This window comes from Pseudomonas sp. GW460-12-10-14-TSB1 (assembly GCF_017349775.1).
Classification (GTDB): Bacteria; Pseudomonadota; Gammaproteobacteria; order Pseudomonadales; family Pseudomonadaceae; genus Aquipseudomonas; species Aquipseudomonas piscium.
Window position 1 is genome coordinate 1 of record NZ_JACNAC010000028.1, and the last position, 15,975, is coordinate 15,975.

The 15,975-nt window shown below is 60.4% G+C and carries 13 protein-coding genes; 3 read left to right on the forward strand and 10 right to left on the reverse strand.

From position 1 onward, the window contains the following. Positions 1–297: 297 nt before the first annotated feature. The 9 genes from aceA to J4D52_RS17155 all read right to left on the reverse strand — a co-directional run bounded on the left by aceA (position 298) and on the right by J4D52_RS17155 (position 10,946). Positions 298–1,623 carry an isocitrate lyase gene (gene aceA / locus J4D52_RS17115; RefSeq protein WP_025804703.1) on the reverse strand — a complete coding sequence of 442 codons (1,326 nt, stop codon included), beginning with the start codon at positions 1,621–1,623 and terminating at the stop codon, positions 298–300. 511 nt (positions 1,624–2,134) lie between these two features. Further along, complete coding sequence (locus tag J4D52_RS17120) at positions 2,135–2,890, reverse strand: secretin N-terminal domain-containing protein (RefSeq protein WP_025804702.1); 756 nt, start codon at positions 2,888–2,890, stop codon at positions 2,135–2,137. A 196-nt stretch (positions 2,891–3,086) separates the two neighbouring features. Continuing rightward, complete coding sequence (locus tag J4D52_RS17125) at positions 3,087–3,512, reverse strand: GNAT family N-acetyltransferase (RefSeq protein WP_063432009.1); 426 nt, start codon at positions 3,510–3,512, stop codon at positions 3,087–3,089. After that, a complete protein-coding gene (locus J4D52_RS17130) occupies positions 3,505–4,671 on the reverse strand; it encodes a cupin domain-containing protein (protein ID WP_016701891.1) in 1,167 nt (388 codons plus the stop codon). Before J4D52_RS17130 ends, J4D52_RS17125 begins: the two co-directional genes overlap by 8 nt. Before the next feature lie 82 nt (positions 4,672–4,753). Continuing rightward, complete coding sequence (gene purB, locus J4D52_RS17135; protein ID WP_063432007.1) at positions 4,754–6,124, reverse strand: adenylosuccinate lyase; 1,371 nt, start codon at positions 6,122–6,124, stop codon at positions 4,754–4,756. A gap of 126 nt (positions 6,125–6,250) precedes the next feature. After that, the gene (gene hflD / locus J4D52_RS17140; protein WP_009049779.1) at positions 6,251–6,874 is read right to left on the reverse strand and encodes a high frequency lysogenization protein HflD; all 624 of its coding nucleotides are present in this window, start codon (positions 6,872–6,874) and stop codon (positions 6,251–6,253) included. After that, positions 6,871–7,995, reverse strand: coding sequence for a tRNA 2-thiouridine(34) synthase MnmA (gene mnmA, locus J4D52_RS17145; protein WP_063432005.1), 1,125 nt, complete (start codon positions 7,993–7,995; stop codon positions 6,871–6,873). Before mnmA ends, hflD begins: the two co-directional genes overlap by 4 nt. 71 nt (positions 7,996–8,066) lie before the next feature. Beyond that, positions 8,067–8,513: an NUDIX hydrolase gene (locus J4D52_RS17150; protein WP_063432003.1), complete on the reverse strand. Its 447-nt coding sequence runs from the start codon at positions 8,511–8,513 to the stop codon at positions 8,067–8,069. 207 nt (positions 8,514–8,720) lie between these two features. Further along, complete coding sequence (locus J4D52_RS17155) at positions 8,721–10,946, reverse strand: NADP-dependent isocitrate dehydrogenase (RefSeq protein ID WP_102677756.1); 2,226 nt, start codon at positions 10,944–10,946, stop codon at positions 8,721–8,723. 504 nt (positions 10,947–11,450) lie between these two features. Between J4D52_RS17155 and icd the strand changes: the two genes are divergently transcribed. Next, positions 11,451–12,707, forward strand: a complete 1,257-nt coding sequence (icd, locus tag J4D52_RS17160) for an NADP-dependent isocitrate dehydrogenase (RefSeq protein WP_007929208.1) — start codon at positions 11,451–11,453, stop codon at positions 12,705–12,707. 93 nt (positions 12,708–12,800) lie between these two features. Here the strand turns inward: icd and cspD are convergent, their stop codons facing one another. Then, positions 12,801–13,058 carry a cold shock domain-containing protein CspD gene (gene cspD / locus J4D52_RS17165; RefSeq protein ID WP_009049775.1) on the reverse strand — a complete coding sequence of 86 codons (258 nt, stop codon included), beginning with the start codon at positions 13,056–13,058 and terminating at the stop codon, positions 12,801–12,803. A 225-nt stretch (positions 13,059–13,283) separates the two neighbouring features. On the opposite strand from cspD, the gene clpS reads away from it, so the two are divergent. Together clpS and clpA are read left to right on the forward strand one after the other, a co-directional pair. Continuing rightward, positions 13,284–13,646, forward strand: a complete 363-nt coding sequence (gene clpS / locus J4D52_RS17170) for an ATP-dependent Clp protease adapter ClpS (protein WP_063431997.1) — start codon at positions 13,284–13,286, stop codon at positions 13,644–13,646. 29 nt (positions 13,647–13,675) lie between these two features. Continuing rightward, positions 13,676–15,946, forward strand: coding sequence for an ATP-dependent Clp protease ATP-binding subunit ClpA (gene clpA / locus J4D52_RS17175; protein ID WP_023964421.1), 2,271 nt, complete (start codon positions 13,676–13,678; stop codon positions 15,944–15,946). The last annotated feature ends 29 nt before the right edge of the window (positions 15,947–15,975 follow it).

Sequence of the window (15,975 nt, forward strand, 5' to 3'; positions counted from 1 at the left end):
GAAGAGCCGCTAAGTTGTCTTTTATATGCTCGTTACTGCAAGTTGCGAGCGAGCCCCTTTTACCCGCTTTTTCCTCCGCGCATACCGCTCTGGATCAATGTTTTGCCCGATTGGCAGGTGTCCGGGCTGACGTTGTCGCGAGCAGGCTCGTTCCTGCCGGAGCTTGGGGGCTGGGTGACGTGCTGGCAAAAACCGCAGGCAAAAAAAACGCCCCGAACCAGTCGGGGCGTCAGATGTGCGGCACTGCAGTTAGCTTTTACCGGGTCTGCAATGGCCGTTTTTCAGCGCGAAGTCGAATCAGTGGAACTGTTCTTCTTCGGTGGAGCCGGTCAGCGCGGTAACCGAGGACGAGCCGCCCTGGATCACGGTGGTCATGTCGTCGAAGTAGCCGGTGCCCACTTCCTGCTGGTGAGCCACGAAGGTGTAACCCTTGGCAGCGTCAGCGAATTCCTGCTCCTGCAGCTTCACGTAGGCGGTCATGTCGTTGCGGGCGTAGTCGTGCGCCAGGTTGAACATGCTGTGCCACATGTTGTGAATGCCGGCCAGGGTGATGAACTGGTGCTTGTAGCCCATGGCGGACAGTTCGCGCTGGAACTTGGCGATGGTCGCGTCGTCCAGGTTCTTCTTCCAGTTGAAGGAAGGCGAGCAGTTGTACGACAGGATCTGGTCCGGGTATTCCTTCTTGATCGCTTCGGCGAAGCGACGGGCTTCGTCCAGGTCCGGCTTGGCGGTTTCGCACCAGATCAGGTCGGCGTACGGTGCGTAGGCCAGGCCGCGAGCGATGGCCTGGTCGAGGCCGGCGCGCACTTTATAGAAGCCTTCCTGGGTACGGGTGCCAGTCACGAACGGCTGGTCGTACGGGTCGCAGTCGGAAGTCAGCAGGTCGGCGGCGTTGGCGTCGGTACGGGCCAGGATGATGGTCGGTACGCCGGCAACGTCGGCCGCCAGACGGGCAGCGGTCAGCTTCTGTACGGCTTCCTGGGTCGGAACCAGTACCTTGCCGCCCATGTGGCCGCACTTCTTCACCGAAGCCAGTTGGTCTTCGAAGTGAACGCCTGCGGCGCCTGCTTCGATCATGCTCTTCATCAGCTCGTAGGCGTTCAGCACGCCGCCGAAACCGGCTTCGGCATCAGCCACGATCGGCGCGAAGTAGTCGATGTAGCCTTCGTCGCCCGGGTTCTTGCCGGCTTTCCACTGGATCTGGTCGGCACGACGGAACGAGTTGTTGATGCGCTTGACCACGGTTGGAACGGAGTCCACCGGGTACAGTGACTGGTCCGGGTACATCGATTCGGCGGAGTTGTTGTCCGCAGCAACCTGCCAGCCCGACAGGTAGATCGCCTGGATGCCGGCTTTGACTTGCTGTACAGCCTGGCCGCCGGTCAGGGCGCCCATGCAGTTGACGAAATCTTTCTCAGGACGGAAGGACGGTTTGGCACCCTGGGTCACCAGGTTCCAGAGCTTCTCGGCGCCCATGCGTGCCAGGGTGTGCTCAGGTTGAACCGAGCCACGCAGACGGACAACGTCGGCAGCGGAATAAGTGCGAGTCACGCCTTTCCAGCGCGGGTTTTCAGCCCAGTCTTTTTCAAGGGCTGCAATTTGCTGTTCGCGTGTCAGTGCCATGGAGATAAACCTCGTCGCGTCTTGTGTGAAAAGTCGTTCTTGGGCGGAAAATTCCGACTCGCCAGATACGCAGGTCAAAGGGTGCGTAGTTGGCTGCTCGCTGACCAGAAGCTTAGGCGGTCAAGTCGGGTATGACGCGATGGCGACGGTTGAACGATGGGCTCAAGGGGAAAGTGAGCAGGTGAGGGCCAGCTGTCGGGCGCATTCGGGCGTCGTGGGCCTTCATACGAACCATCAGTGTGTTGCCGATCTACCTAATTAGCTTCCGTCCCTCGGGACAACCTCGTTCCAGTCGCAATCTCGTCAAACACACCTTGTGGGCGGTACAGACACGAATCGGCTCAGGTGGGTAGGTTAGAGCAGCGATCCGAAGGCCCTTGCCAGGGCCCCTGATTAGCGGGAGCGAGGCCATCATGCCTTCGGTTTTTTGCCTCGTCAAACGTTTTGTAGTGCTTTTTTTATAACACTACATCTTTGGTCTAATACGACTAATCAGTCAGTTTTCGGTGCTTTAGTCCAAGGCGTCGACTTTCACTCGCAAGGTCATGTCATCCCGGCCCTGAGTCGAGTAGCTGCGGGTTTCAGCCTGTTTGTCGGCCTGGTTCTGGCGATTGACGCCGGCCAGGGTGATCCACTCGCCAAGACGGCCGCTGACAGTTGTGTCGGTACTTTGCACATTCACTACATCGGGACGTTCCTGGCTCATGCGGTCACGGTTGGTACTGATGCTCAGGTGAACGGTTTCGCCGGTGACGCTGGCCGTGACGTAGAAGCCCTGGGTGACGTTGCGATACTGGGTCTGGTTCTGCAGGCGACCGTAAGGATCGGTCTGGGTGGTGGTCAGCGGCACGCTCTGGCCAACCTGGATCAGGGCCGGTATGCCTTCGCTGGCCTGGATCTGCTGTATGCCGCCATCGCGGCTGACGGTGCTGCGGGTGATGATGCGGGTTTGCGGCGCGCCGTTGACCGAATAACCCTGATTGTTCTGGGTGTTGTTTTCGTTGGTGTCGACCGTGATCAGCAGGCGTTTGGCGGCAGTATCCAGTTGCGCGATGAAGGCGCGCAGTTCTTCGATCTTCTCCGGTTCCGCATTGACGATCAGCTGGTTGCCGTAGGCGCTGACCCGGCCTTCCTTGCCGAGGAAGTTCTGCGCGACGGGCAGCAGGTCGGCGCTGGTGCGGTTGTTCAGGGGCACGATCTCGGTCGCGGCCGTGACTGAAAAGCTTGCAGTCAGCAGCAGCGTCGTGAGCAGGGTGCGTAGGGACATGTCCGTTATCTCCGCTAGGGGTGGAAGCCTTGAGTTTGACAGTTTGTCGGCTCGCGGTGGGGCAAGTTGAATCGCCGATAGCAAAACGCCCCGGCCTCCAAGGAGCCAGCTTAGCTTGCTGGATCCGGGGAGGGCGGGGCGTTTTGTGACGTCTGGCAGGATATCGCCAGCAGGCTCGCTGCTGCGCAGGGCTTGCTCAGGCGTTGCCGCGGACCATGTCGACGTGAGGGATGCCTGCTTCCAGGAATTCCTCGCTGACGATGCTGAAGCCCAGGCGCTCATAGAAGGCGGTAGCCTGAACCTGGGCGCTGAGCATCAGCTGCCTGAGGCCACGTTTCTCGGCTTCGCCGATCACTGCCTGCATCAGCGCGTCGCCGACCTTCAGGCCGCGCCAGTCCTTGAGGACCGATACCCGGCCAACCTGCCCGTCGGGCAGCAGGCGGGCGGTACCGATCGGAAAGTCGCCTTCGAGCGCGAGGAAATGCACCGCGCTGTCGTCGTCGGCGTCCCACTCCAGTTCGGGCGGGACGGATTGCTCGATGATGAACACCGCTTCACGAATGCGCCGGATCTCGGCGTTATCCTTTTGCCAGTCTGCGACACGTACGCGAATCTTATTCATCGGCAAATCCCAGGCTTCCTTGCTTGACCAGTTCGCACAGCAGGCCGCGTCCATCGTCGTCCGCCAGCCATGGGCCGAGGTTGTCGAGGTGCAGCGCGTCGGCGGCGCAAATCATCTTCAGCAGTTCACGCAGCTTGCCCGGCAGATAACGGCTCTGGCCGCTGGCGAACAGCAGCAGGTCGTCGTCGACTTCGGACCAGGCCAGGCGCGCGCTCGGGTTGCGGATCAGTATGGCGCCCTGTTCGAGGCTGCCGAGCAGGTCTTCTTCTTCCAGCTCGGGGCCGACCACCAGTTCCGGGTAGCGCGGCTCGGTCATGAACTGGCCGAACCAGGTCAGCAGCATGCGCTCGTCGCTCATGTGCTCGGCCAGCAGGCCCTTGAGGCGGTCGAGGGCGTCGTGCTGGATCTGGTGCGGATCGCTGACAGGTTGCACGTCGGCGTCGGTATAGCGGTCTTCGTCCGGCAGGTACTGGCTGAGGAAGTCGGTGAAGTGGGTCAGTACTTCGGCGGCGCTCGGGGCGCGGAAGCCCACCGAGTAGGTCATGCAGTCGTTCACTGCAACGCCGTAGTGGGCCAGGCGCGGTGGCAGGTAGAGCATGTCGCCGGGTTCCAGGACCCAGCTTTCGGTTTCTTCGAATTCGGCGAGGATGCGCAGGTCAGCGTGCTGCAGCAGTGGGCTCTCGGCGTCGCACATCTGGCCGATCTTCCAGTTGCGCTTGCCGTGGCCTTGCAGCAGGAACACATCGTAGTTGTCGAAGTGCGGACCGACGTTACCGCCGGGAGCGGCGAAGCTGATCATCACGTCGTCGATGCGCCAGCTCGGCAGGAAGCGGAAATGCTCCAGCAGTTCGGCGACTTCCGGCACGAACTGGTCGACGGCCTGGACCAGCAGGGTCCAGTCACGCTCCGGCAGCTTGCTGAACTCGTCTTCGGCGAACGGGCCGCGGCGCAGTTCCCAGGGGCGTTCGCCGTGCTCGATGACCAGGCGCGACTCGACCTCTTCTTCCAGCGCCAGGCCGGCCAGTTCGTCGGCGTCGATCGGGCTTTCGAAGTCGGGCAGGGCCTGACGGATCAGCAGGGGTTTTTTCTGCCAGTAGTCACGCAGGAATTCCCGTGCGCTGATGCCGCCCAAAAGTTGAAGAGGAATGTCAGGATTCATGTGTAACCTATTGAAAAAATGCACTTTTCATACGGGAATAAAAACGCCCGGCGCTGCCGGGCGTCAAAGGTCTTGCCATCGATCAGATGCGTTTGGCTTGGGCCACGGCATTGCCGATGTAGCTGGCCGGGGTGAGCTTTTTCAGCTCGGCCTTGGCGGCTTCAGGCATTTCCAACGCGTCGATGAAGGTCTGCAGCGCTTCAGGGCTGATGCCCTTGCCGCGAGTCAGTTCCTTGAGTTTTTCGTACGGGTTTTCGATGTTGTAGCGACGCATCACGGTCTGGATCGGCTCGGCCAGGACTTCCCAGCAGGCGTCCAGGTCTTCGGCGATCTTCTGGGCGTTGAGCTCCAGCTTGCTGATGCCTTTGAGGCTGGCTTCGTAAGCGATCACGCTGTGGGCGAAACCGACGCCCAGGTTACGCAGGACGGTGGAGTCGGTCAGGTCGCGCTGCCAGCGGGAGATCGGCAGTTTGCTCGCTAGGTGCTGGAACAGCGCGTTGGCGATGCCCAGGTTGCCTTCGGAGTTTTCGAAGTCGATCGGGTTGACCTTGTGCGGCATGGTCGAGGAACCGATTTCGCCGGCGATGGTGCGCTGCTTGAAGTAGCCCAGGGAGATGTAGCCCCAGATATCGCGATCGAAGTCGATCAGGATGGTGTTGAAGCGCGCGATGGCGTCGAACAGCTCGGCGATGTAGTCGTGCGGCTCGATCTGCGTGGTGTACGGGTTGAGGCTCAGGCCCAGCTCGTCTTCGATGAAGGCGCGGGCGTTGGCTTCCCAGTCGATTTCCGGGTAGGCCGACAGGTGCGCGTTGTAGTTGCCCACGGCGCCGTTGATCTTGCCCAGCAGCGGCACGGCGGCGACCTGAGCGATCTGGCGCTCCAGGCGGTACACCACGTTCGCCAGCTCTTTGCCCAGGGTGGTCGGCGAGGCCGGCTGACCGTGGGTGCGCGACAGCATTGGCACGTCGGCGAAGCGCAGAGCCAGTTCGCGGATAGCCCCGGCGGTCTGGCGCATCAGCGGCAGCATCACCTCGTCGCGGCCTTCGCGCAGCATCAGGGCGTGGGACAGGTTGTTGATGTCCTCGCTGGTGCAGGCGAAGTGGATGAACTCGCTGACGTTGGCCAGTTCAGGCAGCTTGGCGGCCTGTTCCTTGAGCAGGTACTCGATGGCCTTGACGTCGTGGTTGGTGGTGCGTTCGATCTCTTTGACACGCTCGGCGTGCTCCAGAGAGAAGTTTTCCGCCAGGGCGTTCAGCACGGCGTTGGCCTCGGCGGAAAACGCTGGCACTTCGCTGATGGCGGAATGGGCGGCCAGGCGCTGGAGCCAGCGCACTTCGACCAGGACGCGAGCACGGATCAGGCCGTATTCGCTGAAAATGGGGCGCAGGGCCTGGGTTTTGCCGGCGTAGCGGCCGTCAACAGGGGAAACCGCAGTGAGCGAAGAGAGCTGCATGGGGTGTTCTCGGACAGTCGGGCAACGAAATGGGGCGCGTATCATACATGAAAATATCCGCCGGTCCGTTGCCAACTGACCAGCGTCTTACGCGTTACTGACTACAAAAGGTCTTGCGGGCGCAGTTCAGCTGCTGCGCATCAGCGGATAAAGCTCTTTGAGCAATTTGCGGCGGCTGATCACCAGCTGCCAGCGATGGCCACCCAGCTGGCGCCACAGGCGCGCCGAACGGATGCCGGCCAACAGCAGGGCGCGGATCTTCGAGGCGTTGCTCGGCTGCTGCAGGTTGCGCATGTCGCCATGCACCTGGATCCGCTGGCGCAGGGTGCTCAGGGTGTCCTGATACAGCGAGCCGCAGGCGGCAATCACGTTTTCGTGGGCCGGGCCGAAGTGTTCGACCTGGGACTGAATCTGCGGCAGGCGCTTGCCGATGATTTCCAGCAGGTCGTCGCGCTTGGCCAGCTGGCGCTCGAGACCGAGCATCGACAGGGCGTAGCGCAGCGGCTCGCGCTGCAGGGTGCTGGGGTCGCGTTCCAGGGCGCCGATCAGGGCGCGATAACCCTCACGCAGGTTGATGTCGTCGCCACCGTAGACTTCCAGGGTGTCTTTCGGGTCGCGGATCAGCAGGCTGCCGAGCATGCAGCTCAAGGCCGCTTCGGTGACCTGGCCGGTCTTGGCGATCTTGTCCACCAGGACGGCGGCGAGAAACACGCCGCCCAGTGCCGTCAGTTGTTCCTGGGTCGGGCTCATGCCTTGCTGCTCCAGGGCTCTGCGACTTCGATCACGCCACCGCCCAGGCAGATTTCGCCGTCATAGAAGACTACGGATTGGCCGGGGGTGACCGCGCGTTGCGGGTCATCGAAGGTGGCGCGGTAGCCGTTGGCGGTCTTTTCCAGGGTGCAAGGCTGGTCGCTCTGGCGGTAGCGCACTTTCGCGGTGAGGCGGCGCGGTTGGCTCAGGTCGATCGGGTTGACCCAATAGATGTCGGAGGCGAGCAGGGCGCGGGAGAACAGCCACGGGTGATCGTTGCCCTGGCCAACGATCAGCTCGTTGTGCTCCAGGTCCTTGATCAGCACGTACCACGGCTCATCGCCGGCGTCCTTGAGGCCGCCGATGCCCAGGCCCTGGCGCTGGCCGATGGTGTGGTACATCAGGCCGTGGTGGCGGCCGATCACTTCACCTTCGGTGGTCTTGATCTCGCCGGGCTGGGCCGGCAGGTATTGCTTGAGGAAGTCGCTGAAGCGTCGCTCACCGATAAAGCAGATACCGGTGGAGTCCTTTTTCTTGGCGGTGGCCAGGCCGTGTTTCTCGGCGATCGCGCGGACTTCGGGCTTTTCCAGCTCGCCGACCGGGAACAGGGTCTTGGCGATCTGTTCGCCGCCGACGGCGTGCAGGAAATAACTCTGGTCCTTGTTCGGATCCAGGCCCTTGAGCAGTTCGGTGCGCCCGTCGATGTCGCGGCGGCGCACATAGTGGCCGGTGGCGATCAGGTCGGCGCCAAGCATCATGGCGTAGTCGAGGAACGCCTTGAACTTGATTTCACGGTTGCACAGGATGTCCGGGTTCGGCGTGCGGCCGGCCTTGTATTCGGCCAGGAAGTGCTCGAACACATTGTCCCAGTACTCGGCGGCGAAGTTGGCGGTGTGCAGCTTGATGCCGATCTTGTCGCACACGGCCTGGGCGTCCGCGAGGTCGTCCATGGCGGTGCAGTACTCGGTTCCGTCGTCTTCCTCCCAGTTCTTCATGAACAGGCCTTCCACCTGGTAACCCTGCTCCATCAGCAGGAGGGCGGAAACGGAAGAGTCCACGCCGCCGGACATGCCGACGATGACGCGCTTCTTTTGGGTGTCAGAAGGGGCTGGATCACGCATAGGAATTCAACGGGTGTCTTGAAAAAGGACGCGATTCTAACAGGCTGAGGCCTGCAAGGCTAAAACTGCGGTTAAAGCGACGGACGGATCAGCTCGAGGCTGTGCAGTCGCCCGCCCAGATAGTCGTCGACGCAACGGATGATCAGCTCGCTGCGCCATTGCGGGCGCAAGGCCAGCAGTTCGTCGCGGCTCAGCCAGCGCGGACCGATGATGCCGTCGTCCAGTGGGTAATCGGGGTGGTGCCTGAGCGGTTTGCCGGCAAAGCAGACGCGCTGGTAGGTCACGCCATTGCTGGGGGCGGTATACAGGTAGATGCCGACCACGCCGGTCAACTCGATGTCCCAGCCGGTTTCTTCCAGGGTTTCGCGAATGGCGGCCTGGAGTAGGCTTTCGTCTGGGTCCAGGTGCCCGGCGGGCTGGTTGAACACCGCCTGGTCGCCTTGGAACTCTTCGACGAACAGAAAACGTCCCTGATCCTCAACGATGGTGGCGACGGTGATGTGGGGTTGCCATTCCATATATAAAGCTCTGTCTTGAGTGGGGGCTCATCATAAAACGAACGCCAGTTCTGTAGGGGTGAAGCTTGCTCGCGACAGGGTCGCTGCGGTGAGTCAGGCGAAACGCGCTGCTTTCATCGCGAGCAAGCTTCGCTCCTACAGGGAAGGTGTTGTCCAAAAAGCACAAACCCCGGCACCTGGCCGGGGTTTGCATTACAGCGGTGTAGCTTAAACCAGCGCAGCGATAGCCGCGTTGAGGGTGGCGCTTGGGCGCATGGCCTTGCTCACCAGCTCAGGGTTGGCGCTGTAGTAGCCGCCGATGTCCACTGGCTTGCCTTGAACGCCGTTGAGCTCGGCGACGATAGTCGCTTCGTTCTCGGTCAGGGTCTTGGCCAGGGTGCTGAACTGCGCTTGCAGGGCGGTATCTTCGGTCTGGGCGGCCAGGGCCTGGGCCCAGTACAGCGCCAGGTAGAAGTGACTGCCGCGGTTGTCGATGTTGCCGACTTTGCGCGATGGCGACTTGTTGTTGTCCAGGAACTGACCGGTTGCCTGGTCGAGAGTCTTGGCCAATACCAGCGCTTTCGGGTTGTTGTAGGTGTTGCCCAGGTGCTCCAGGGAGGCGGCCAGGGCCAGGAACTCACCCAGGGAATCCCAGCGCAGGAAGTTCTCTTCCAGCAACTGCTGCACGTGCTTCGGAGCCGAACCGCCGGCGCCGGTTTCGAACAGACCGCCACCGTTCATCAGCGGCACGATCGACAGCATCTTGGCGCTGGTGCCCAGTTCCATGATCGGGAACAGGTCGGTCAGGTAGTCGCGCAGCACGTTGCCGGTGACGGAGATGGTGTCCTTGCCTTCGCGGGTGCGGGCCAGGGTGAACTTCATGGCATCGACTGGCGACATCACGCGGATGTCCAGGCCAGCAGTGTCGTGATCCTTCAGGTAAGCCTGAACCTTCTCGATCATCACACCGTCGTGGGCGCGCATCGGGTCCAGCCAGAAAATCGCTGGAGTGCTGCTTGCGCGAGCGCGGTTGACGGCCAGTTTGACCCAATCCTGGATCGGCGCGTCCTTGGTCTGGCACATGCGGAAGATGTCGCCGGCTTCGACGGCCTGTTCCAGCAGCAGGTTGCCCTTGCTGTCGGTGACGCGTACGACGCCGTCAGCCTTGATCTGGAAGGTCTTGTCGTGGGAACCGTACTCTTCGGCTTTCTTCGCCATCAGGCCAACGTTTGGCACGCTGCCCATGGTGGTCGGGTCGAAGGCGCCGTTGGACTTGCAATCTTCGATCACCGCTTGGTAGATGGTGGCGTAGCAGCGATCCGGGATCAGGGCCTTGGTGTCGTGCAGCTGGCCGTCGGTGCCCCACATCTTGCCGGAGTCACGGATCATGGCCGGCATCGAGGCGTCGACGATCACGTCGCTCGGCACGTGCAGGTTGGTGATGCCTTTGTCGGAGTTGACCATGGCCAGGGCAGGGCGCACGGCGTAGACGGCCTGGATGTCGGCTTCGATCTGCGCTTGCTGTTCCGCGGGCAGGGCCTTGATGCGGGCGTACAGGTCGCCGATGCCGTTGTTCAGGTTGAAGCCGATCTGGCTCAGCACGTCGGCGTGCTTGCTCAGGGCGTCCTGATAGAACTCGGCAACGATCTGGCCGAACATGATCGGGTCGGAAACCTTCATCATGGTGGCTTTCAGGTGCACCGACAGCAGTACGCCTTGCTTCTTGGCGTCTTCGATCTCGGCGGCAACGAAAGCACGCAGGGCCTTTTTGCTCATGACTGCGCAATCGAGGATCTCGCCGGCTTGTACGGCGGTTTTTTCCTTCAGGACGGTAGCGCTACCGTCTTGAGCGATCAGCTCGATCTTCACGGTGTCCTGGGCGTCGATCAGGGCGGCTTTTTCGCTACCGTAGAAATCGCCCTGGCTCATGTGAGCAACGTGGGACTTGGAGTCTTTGGCCCAGGCGCCCATTTTGTGTGGGTGCTTGCGCGCGTAGTTCTTGACCGACAGCGGGGCGCGGCGGTCGGAGTTGCCTTCACGCAGGACCGGGTTCACGGCGCTGCCCTTGACCTTGTCGTAGCGCGCCTTGGCGTCTTTGTCGGCGTCGCTGGTCACGGTTTCCGGGTAGTCCGGCAGGGCGTAGCCCTTGGCTTGCAGCTCTTTGATCGCGGCCTGAAGCTGCGGTACCGAAGCACTGATGTTCGGCAGCTTGATGATGTTGGCTTCAGGGGTTACAGCCAGGTCGCCCAGCTCGGCCAGGTGGTCCGGTACGGCTTTGTCGCCCAGCAGCTCCGGGAAGCTGGCAAGAATACGCCCTGCGAGAGAGATGTCGCGGGTTTCCACGGCAATATCAGCGGAAGCGGTGAAGGCTTCGACGATAGGTAGCAGCGAGTAGGTGGCGAGGGCGGGGGCTTCGTCGGTGAAGGTATAGATGATCTTCGAGCGGGTGGGCATATTCGGATTAACTCTCTTCTTTGCTAAAGCGTGCGCAGAAACTCGAGGGGCGCCGGGTAAGCGCGTTTGTTCAAAGTCATCCATGAACCGAATATCGAGGTTTCTTCGCGGTGATGTTGGGTGCATCAGTCGAGCGTCAAGCGGGTGGGCTGCGGTAACAACCCGGCTTTGGGCGGAAAGTCTCGGCTCCTTTTTTCCAGTAGCAGAGCGCTCAGCCGTCGTGACTCTGTGGTCAGCGGCGGCATTATACATAGGTAGCTGGCAAAACGCCGACGGTTCATATGCAACCGATCTCGTCCATTGGTCTAAAGGTCGCAGGCGGGGCGGCGGCGTAGAGTCCTCCAAAGTGCTCAAGTTTGGCGCTTTTCCCTTTGCTTTCAGGCTTGTAGGCCACGAACTGCGCAGCCTTCACGGCATATGAGTGGAACATGAGGTTCCCGTCCAGATTCAACTGGGGTACGCTCGAACGCAGCCAGATGTTCAATCCACACAACGGAGTTCAGCATGGGATACAAGAAGATTCAGGTTCCAGCAGTCGGCGACAAAATCACCGTCAACGCAGACCATTCTCTCAATGTTCCTAACAACCCGATCATCCCCTTCATCGAAGGCGATGGTATTGGCGTTGATATCAGCCCGGTCATGATCAAGGTTGTCGATGCTGCTGTTAAGAAGGCCTACGGCGGCGAGCGCAAAATCTCCTGGATGGAAGTCTATGCCGGCGAGAAAGCAACTCAAGTGTACGACCAGGACACCTGGCTCCCTCAGGAGACTCTGGACGCAGTCAAGGATTACGTGGTTTCCATCAAGGGCCCGCTGACCACTCCGGTAGGTGGCGGTATCCGTTCCCTGAACGTGGCCCTGCGTCAGCAGCTTGACCTGTATGTGTGCCTGCGTCCGGTGCGCTGGTTCGAAGGCGTGCCGAGCCCGGTGAAGAAGCCTGGCGATGTCGACATGACCATTTTCCGTGAGAACTCGGAAGACATTTACGCCGGTATCGAATGGAAGGCCGGCTCCGCCGAAGCCACCAAGGTCATCAAGTTCCTCAAAGAAGAAATGGGTGTCACCAAGATCCGTTTCGACGAAAACTGCGGTATCGGCGTCAAGCCGGTTTCCCTGCAGGGCACCAAGCGTCTGGCGCGCAAGGCGCTGCAATATGTGGTCGACAACGATCGCGATTCGCTGACCATTGTGCATAAAGGCAACATCATGAAGTTCACCGAAGGTGCCTTCAAAGAGTGGGCCTATGAAGTGGCGGCGGAAGAATTTGGCGCGACGCTGCTCGATGGCGGCCCGTGGATGCAGTTCAAGAACCCGAAAACCGGCAAGAACGTGATCGTCAAGGACGCCATCGCCGATGCGATGCTCCAGCAGATCCTGCTGCGTCCGGCCGAATATGACGTGATCGCGACCCTCAACCTGAACGGTGACTACCTGTCCGACGCACTGGCGGCTGAAGTAGGCGGGATCGGTATCGCTCCGGGTGCCAACCTGTCCGACACCGTGGCCATGTTCGAGGCGACCCACGGTACGGCGCCGAAGTACGCGGGCAAGGACCAGGTGAACCCGGGTTCGCTGATCCTCTCCGCGGAAATGATGCTGCGTCATATGGGCTGGACCGAAGCGGCCGACCTGATCATCAAGGGCACCAACGGCGCCATCGGTGCCAAGACCGTGACCTACGACTTCGAGCGCCTGATGGAAGGCGCCACGCTGTTGTCATCGTCGGCATTCGGCGATGCGCTGATCTCGCACATGTAAGCAGTACGCATCAAACGAAGCGGCCGGTTCAAATGATTGAACCGGCCGTTTTTTTATGACTGTTTTTTAGGGTTGGATCTGGATACAGGTGTTTCAGCTCAGGACCGTTTCCTGCTGGGGGGAGGCTGCGGCGGAGGCATTCTGGGTCTTGATGGAGTTGATCTTCACCGCGTGCAGGCCCTTGGGCCCTTGGGTGATCTCAAAACTCACGGCCTGTCCGGCTTTCAAGGTTTTGTAGCCTTCCATCTCGATGGCCGAGTAATGGGCGAAAAGGTCGTCGCTCTTGCCCTCCTCATTAATGAAGCCATAACCCTTGGCGTTGTTGAACCACTTGACCTTGCCGCTTGCCATGCTCATATCCCTCTGCAACAGACTCCATCACTGGAGTATCATCCTGTTAATCCGTACCGAAATCCGCAATATAGGATTGACTGTACGGACCTTTATTACCCAATGTGGGCTCTATTGGTTGTAACACCGTTTTGCCGATAGTCAAGGTGACCCGGCGGTCGGAGTTGAAATCCCCCCAGAGCGCCCCCACCACTGTATTTGCACAACTAACGAACCTTTCTTTCCATGCATGCAATCAGCCAGATTCGACTAACATTCAATCAGGATCGCCCGGATTTCCAAGACGACGATTCCGCTGGCTTGGCTGTACAGGAAGCTAAGCCGGCGTTGCAGGCTCCGCCGATGTACAAGGTGGTTTTGTTCAATGATGACTACACACCGATGGATTTCGTCGTCGAAGTGCTCGAGGTGTTTTTTAACCTGAATCGCGAGCTGGCGACCAAGGTAATGCTGGCCGTTCATACAGAAGGACGGGCAGTATGTGGATTGTTTACCCGCGACATCGCCGAGACCAAGGCCATGCAGGTCAACCAGTACGCCAGGGAAAGCCAGCATCCGCTACTCTGTGAAATCGAGAAGGACGGTTAACGCCGACCACTTGGGTATGAGGTGAAGCTATGTTAAACCGCGAGCTCGAAGTCACCCTCAATCTCGCCTTCAAAGAGGCTCGTTCGAAGCGTCATGAGTTCATGACCGTCGAGCACCTCTTGTTGGCTCTTTTGGATAATGAGGCCGCCGCCACCGTTTTGCGTGCCTGCGGAGCAAACCTCGACAAACTCAAGCACGACCTGCAGGAGTTCATCGACTCCACCACGCCGCTGATTCCTGTGCATGACGAGGATCGCGAAACCCAGCCAACCCTGGGCTTCCAGCGTGTACTGCAGCGTGCTGTCTTCCATGTGCAGAGCTCGGGCAAGCGCGAAGTGACTGGCGCCAATGTGCTGGTTGCGATCTTCAGTGAGCAAGAGAGTCAGGCAGTGTTCCTGCTGAAACAGCAGAGCGTTGCCCGTATCGATGTCGTCAACTACATCGCCCATGGCATCTCCAAGGTGCCCGGGCATGGCGATCATTCTGAAGGTGAACAGGATATGCAGGACGATGAAGGCGGTGAGTCTTCCTCTTCAGGTAATCCGCTGGATGCTTATGCCAGCAACCTCAATGAACTGGCGCGTCAGGGGCGTATCGACCCGTTGGTGGGGCGTGAGCAGGAAGTCGAGCGTGTGGCGCAGATTCTCGCGCGCCGGCGCAAGAACAACCCGCTGCTGGTAGGCGAGGCCGGTGTAGGTAAAACCGCGATCGCCGAAGGCCTGGCCAAGCGCATCGTCGACAGCCAGGTGCCTGATCTGCTGGCCAACAGCGTGGTGTATTCCCTGGATCTCGGTGCGTTGCTGGCGGGTACCAAATACCGCGGCGATTTCGAGAAGCGCTTCAAGGCGTTGCTGGGCGAATTGAAGAAACGTCCGCAGGCGATCCTGTTCATCGACGAGATTCACACCATCATTGGCGCCGGTGCGGCGTCCGGTGGGGTAATGGATGCCTCGAACCTGCTCAAGCCGCTGCTTTCCTCGGGCGACATCCGTTGCATCGGTTCGACCACCTTCCAGGAATTCCGTGGAATTTTCGAGAAGGACCGGGCCCTGGCTCGCCGCTTCCAGAAGGTCGATGTATCCGAGCCTTCGGTAGAAGACACCATCGGCATTCTGCGCGGCCTCAAGGGGCGTTTCGAGCTGCACCACAGCATCGAGTACAGCGATGAGGCATTGCGTGCCGCCGCCGAACTGGCGTCGCGTTATATCAATGACCGGCATATGCCCGACAAGGCGATCGACGTGATCGACGAGGCGGGCGCCTATCAGCGTCTTCAGCCGTCCGACAAGCGCGTCAAGCGCATCGAGGTGGCTCAGGTCGAGGATATCGTGGCGAAAATCGCGCGGATTCCGCCGAAACACGTCACCAGTTCCGACAAGGAATTGCTGCGTAACCTCGAACGCGACCTGAAGTTGACAGTGTTCGGCCAGGATGCGGCGATCGACTCGCTGTCGACCGCGATCAAGCTGTCCCGTGCCGGCCTGAAATCGCCAGACAAGCCTGTCGGTTCGTTCCTGTTCGCCGGGCCTACCGGTGTCGGTAAGACCGAGGCGGCGCGGCAGTTGGCCAAGGCGCTGGGCATCGAGCTGGTACGTTTCGACATGTCCGAGTACATGGAGCGTCACACCGTCTCGCGTCTGATCGGTGCGCCTCCGGGTTATGTCGGTTTCGACCAGGGCGGTTTGCTGACCGAAGCTATTACCAAGCAGCCTCACTGCGTACTGCTGCTCGATGAAATCGAGAAGGCACACCCGGAAGTCTTCAACCTGCTGCTGCAGGTGATGGACCACGGTACCTTGACCGACAACAACGGGCGCAAGGCGGATTTCCGCAACGTGATCGTGATCATGACCACCAACGCAGGTGCCGAAACGGCGGCGCGGGCTTCCATCGGGTTCACTCATCAGGATCATTCTTCCGATGCCATGGAAGTGATCAAGAAGAGCTTCACGCCGGAATTCCGTAACCGTCTGGACACCATTATCCAGTTTGGTCGCCTCAGTCATGAGGTCATCAAGAGCGTGGTGGACAAGTTCCTTACCGAACTGCAGGCGCAGTTGGAGGACAAGCGCGTCCAGTTGGAAGTCACCGATGCGGCCCGCAGCTGGCTGGCGGCAGGTGGTTACGACGTGACCATGGGCGCTCGTCCTATGGCGCGCCTGATCCAGGACAAGATCAAGCGTCCGCTGGCGGAGGAGATACTCTTTGGCGAACTGGCCGAACATGGCGGTGTGGTGCACATCGACATCAAGGATGGCGAGCTGACCTTCGAGTTCGAGACCACCGCAGAAATGGCCTGATAGGCCGCAATAAAAAAGGCGCCGCAAGG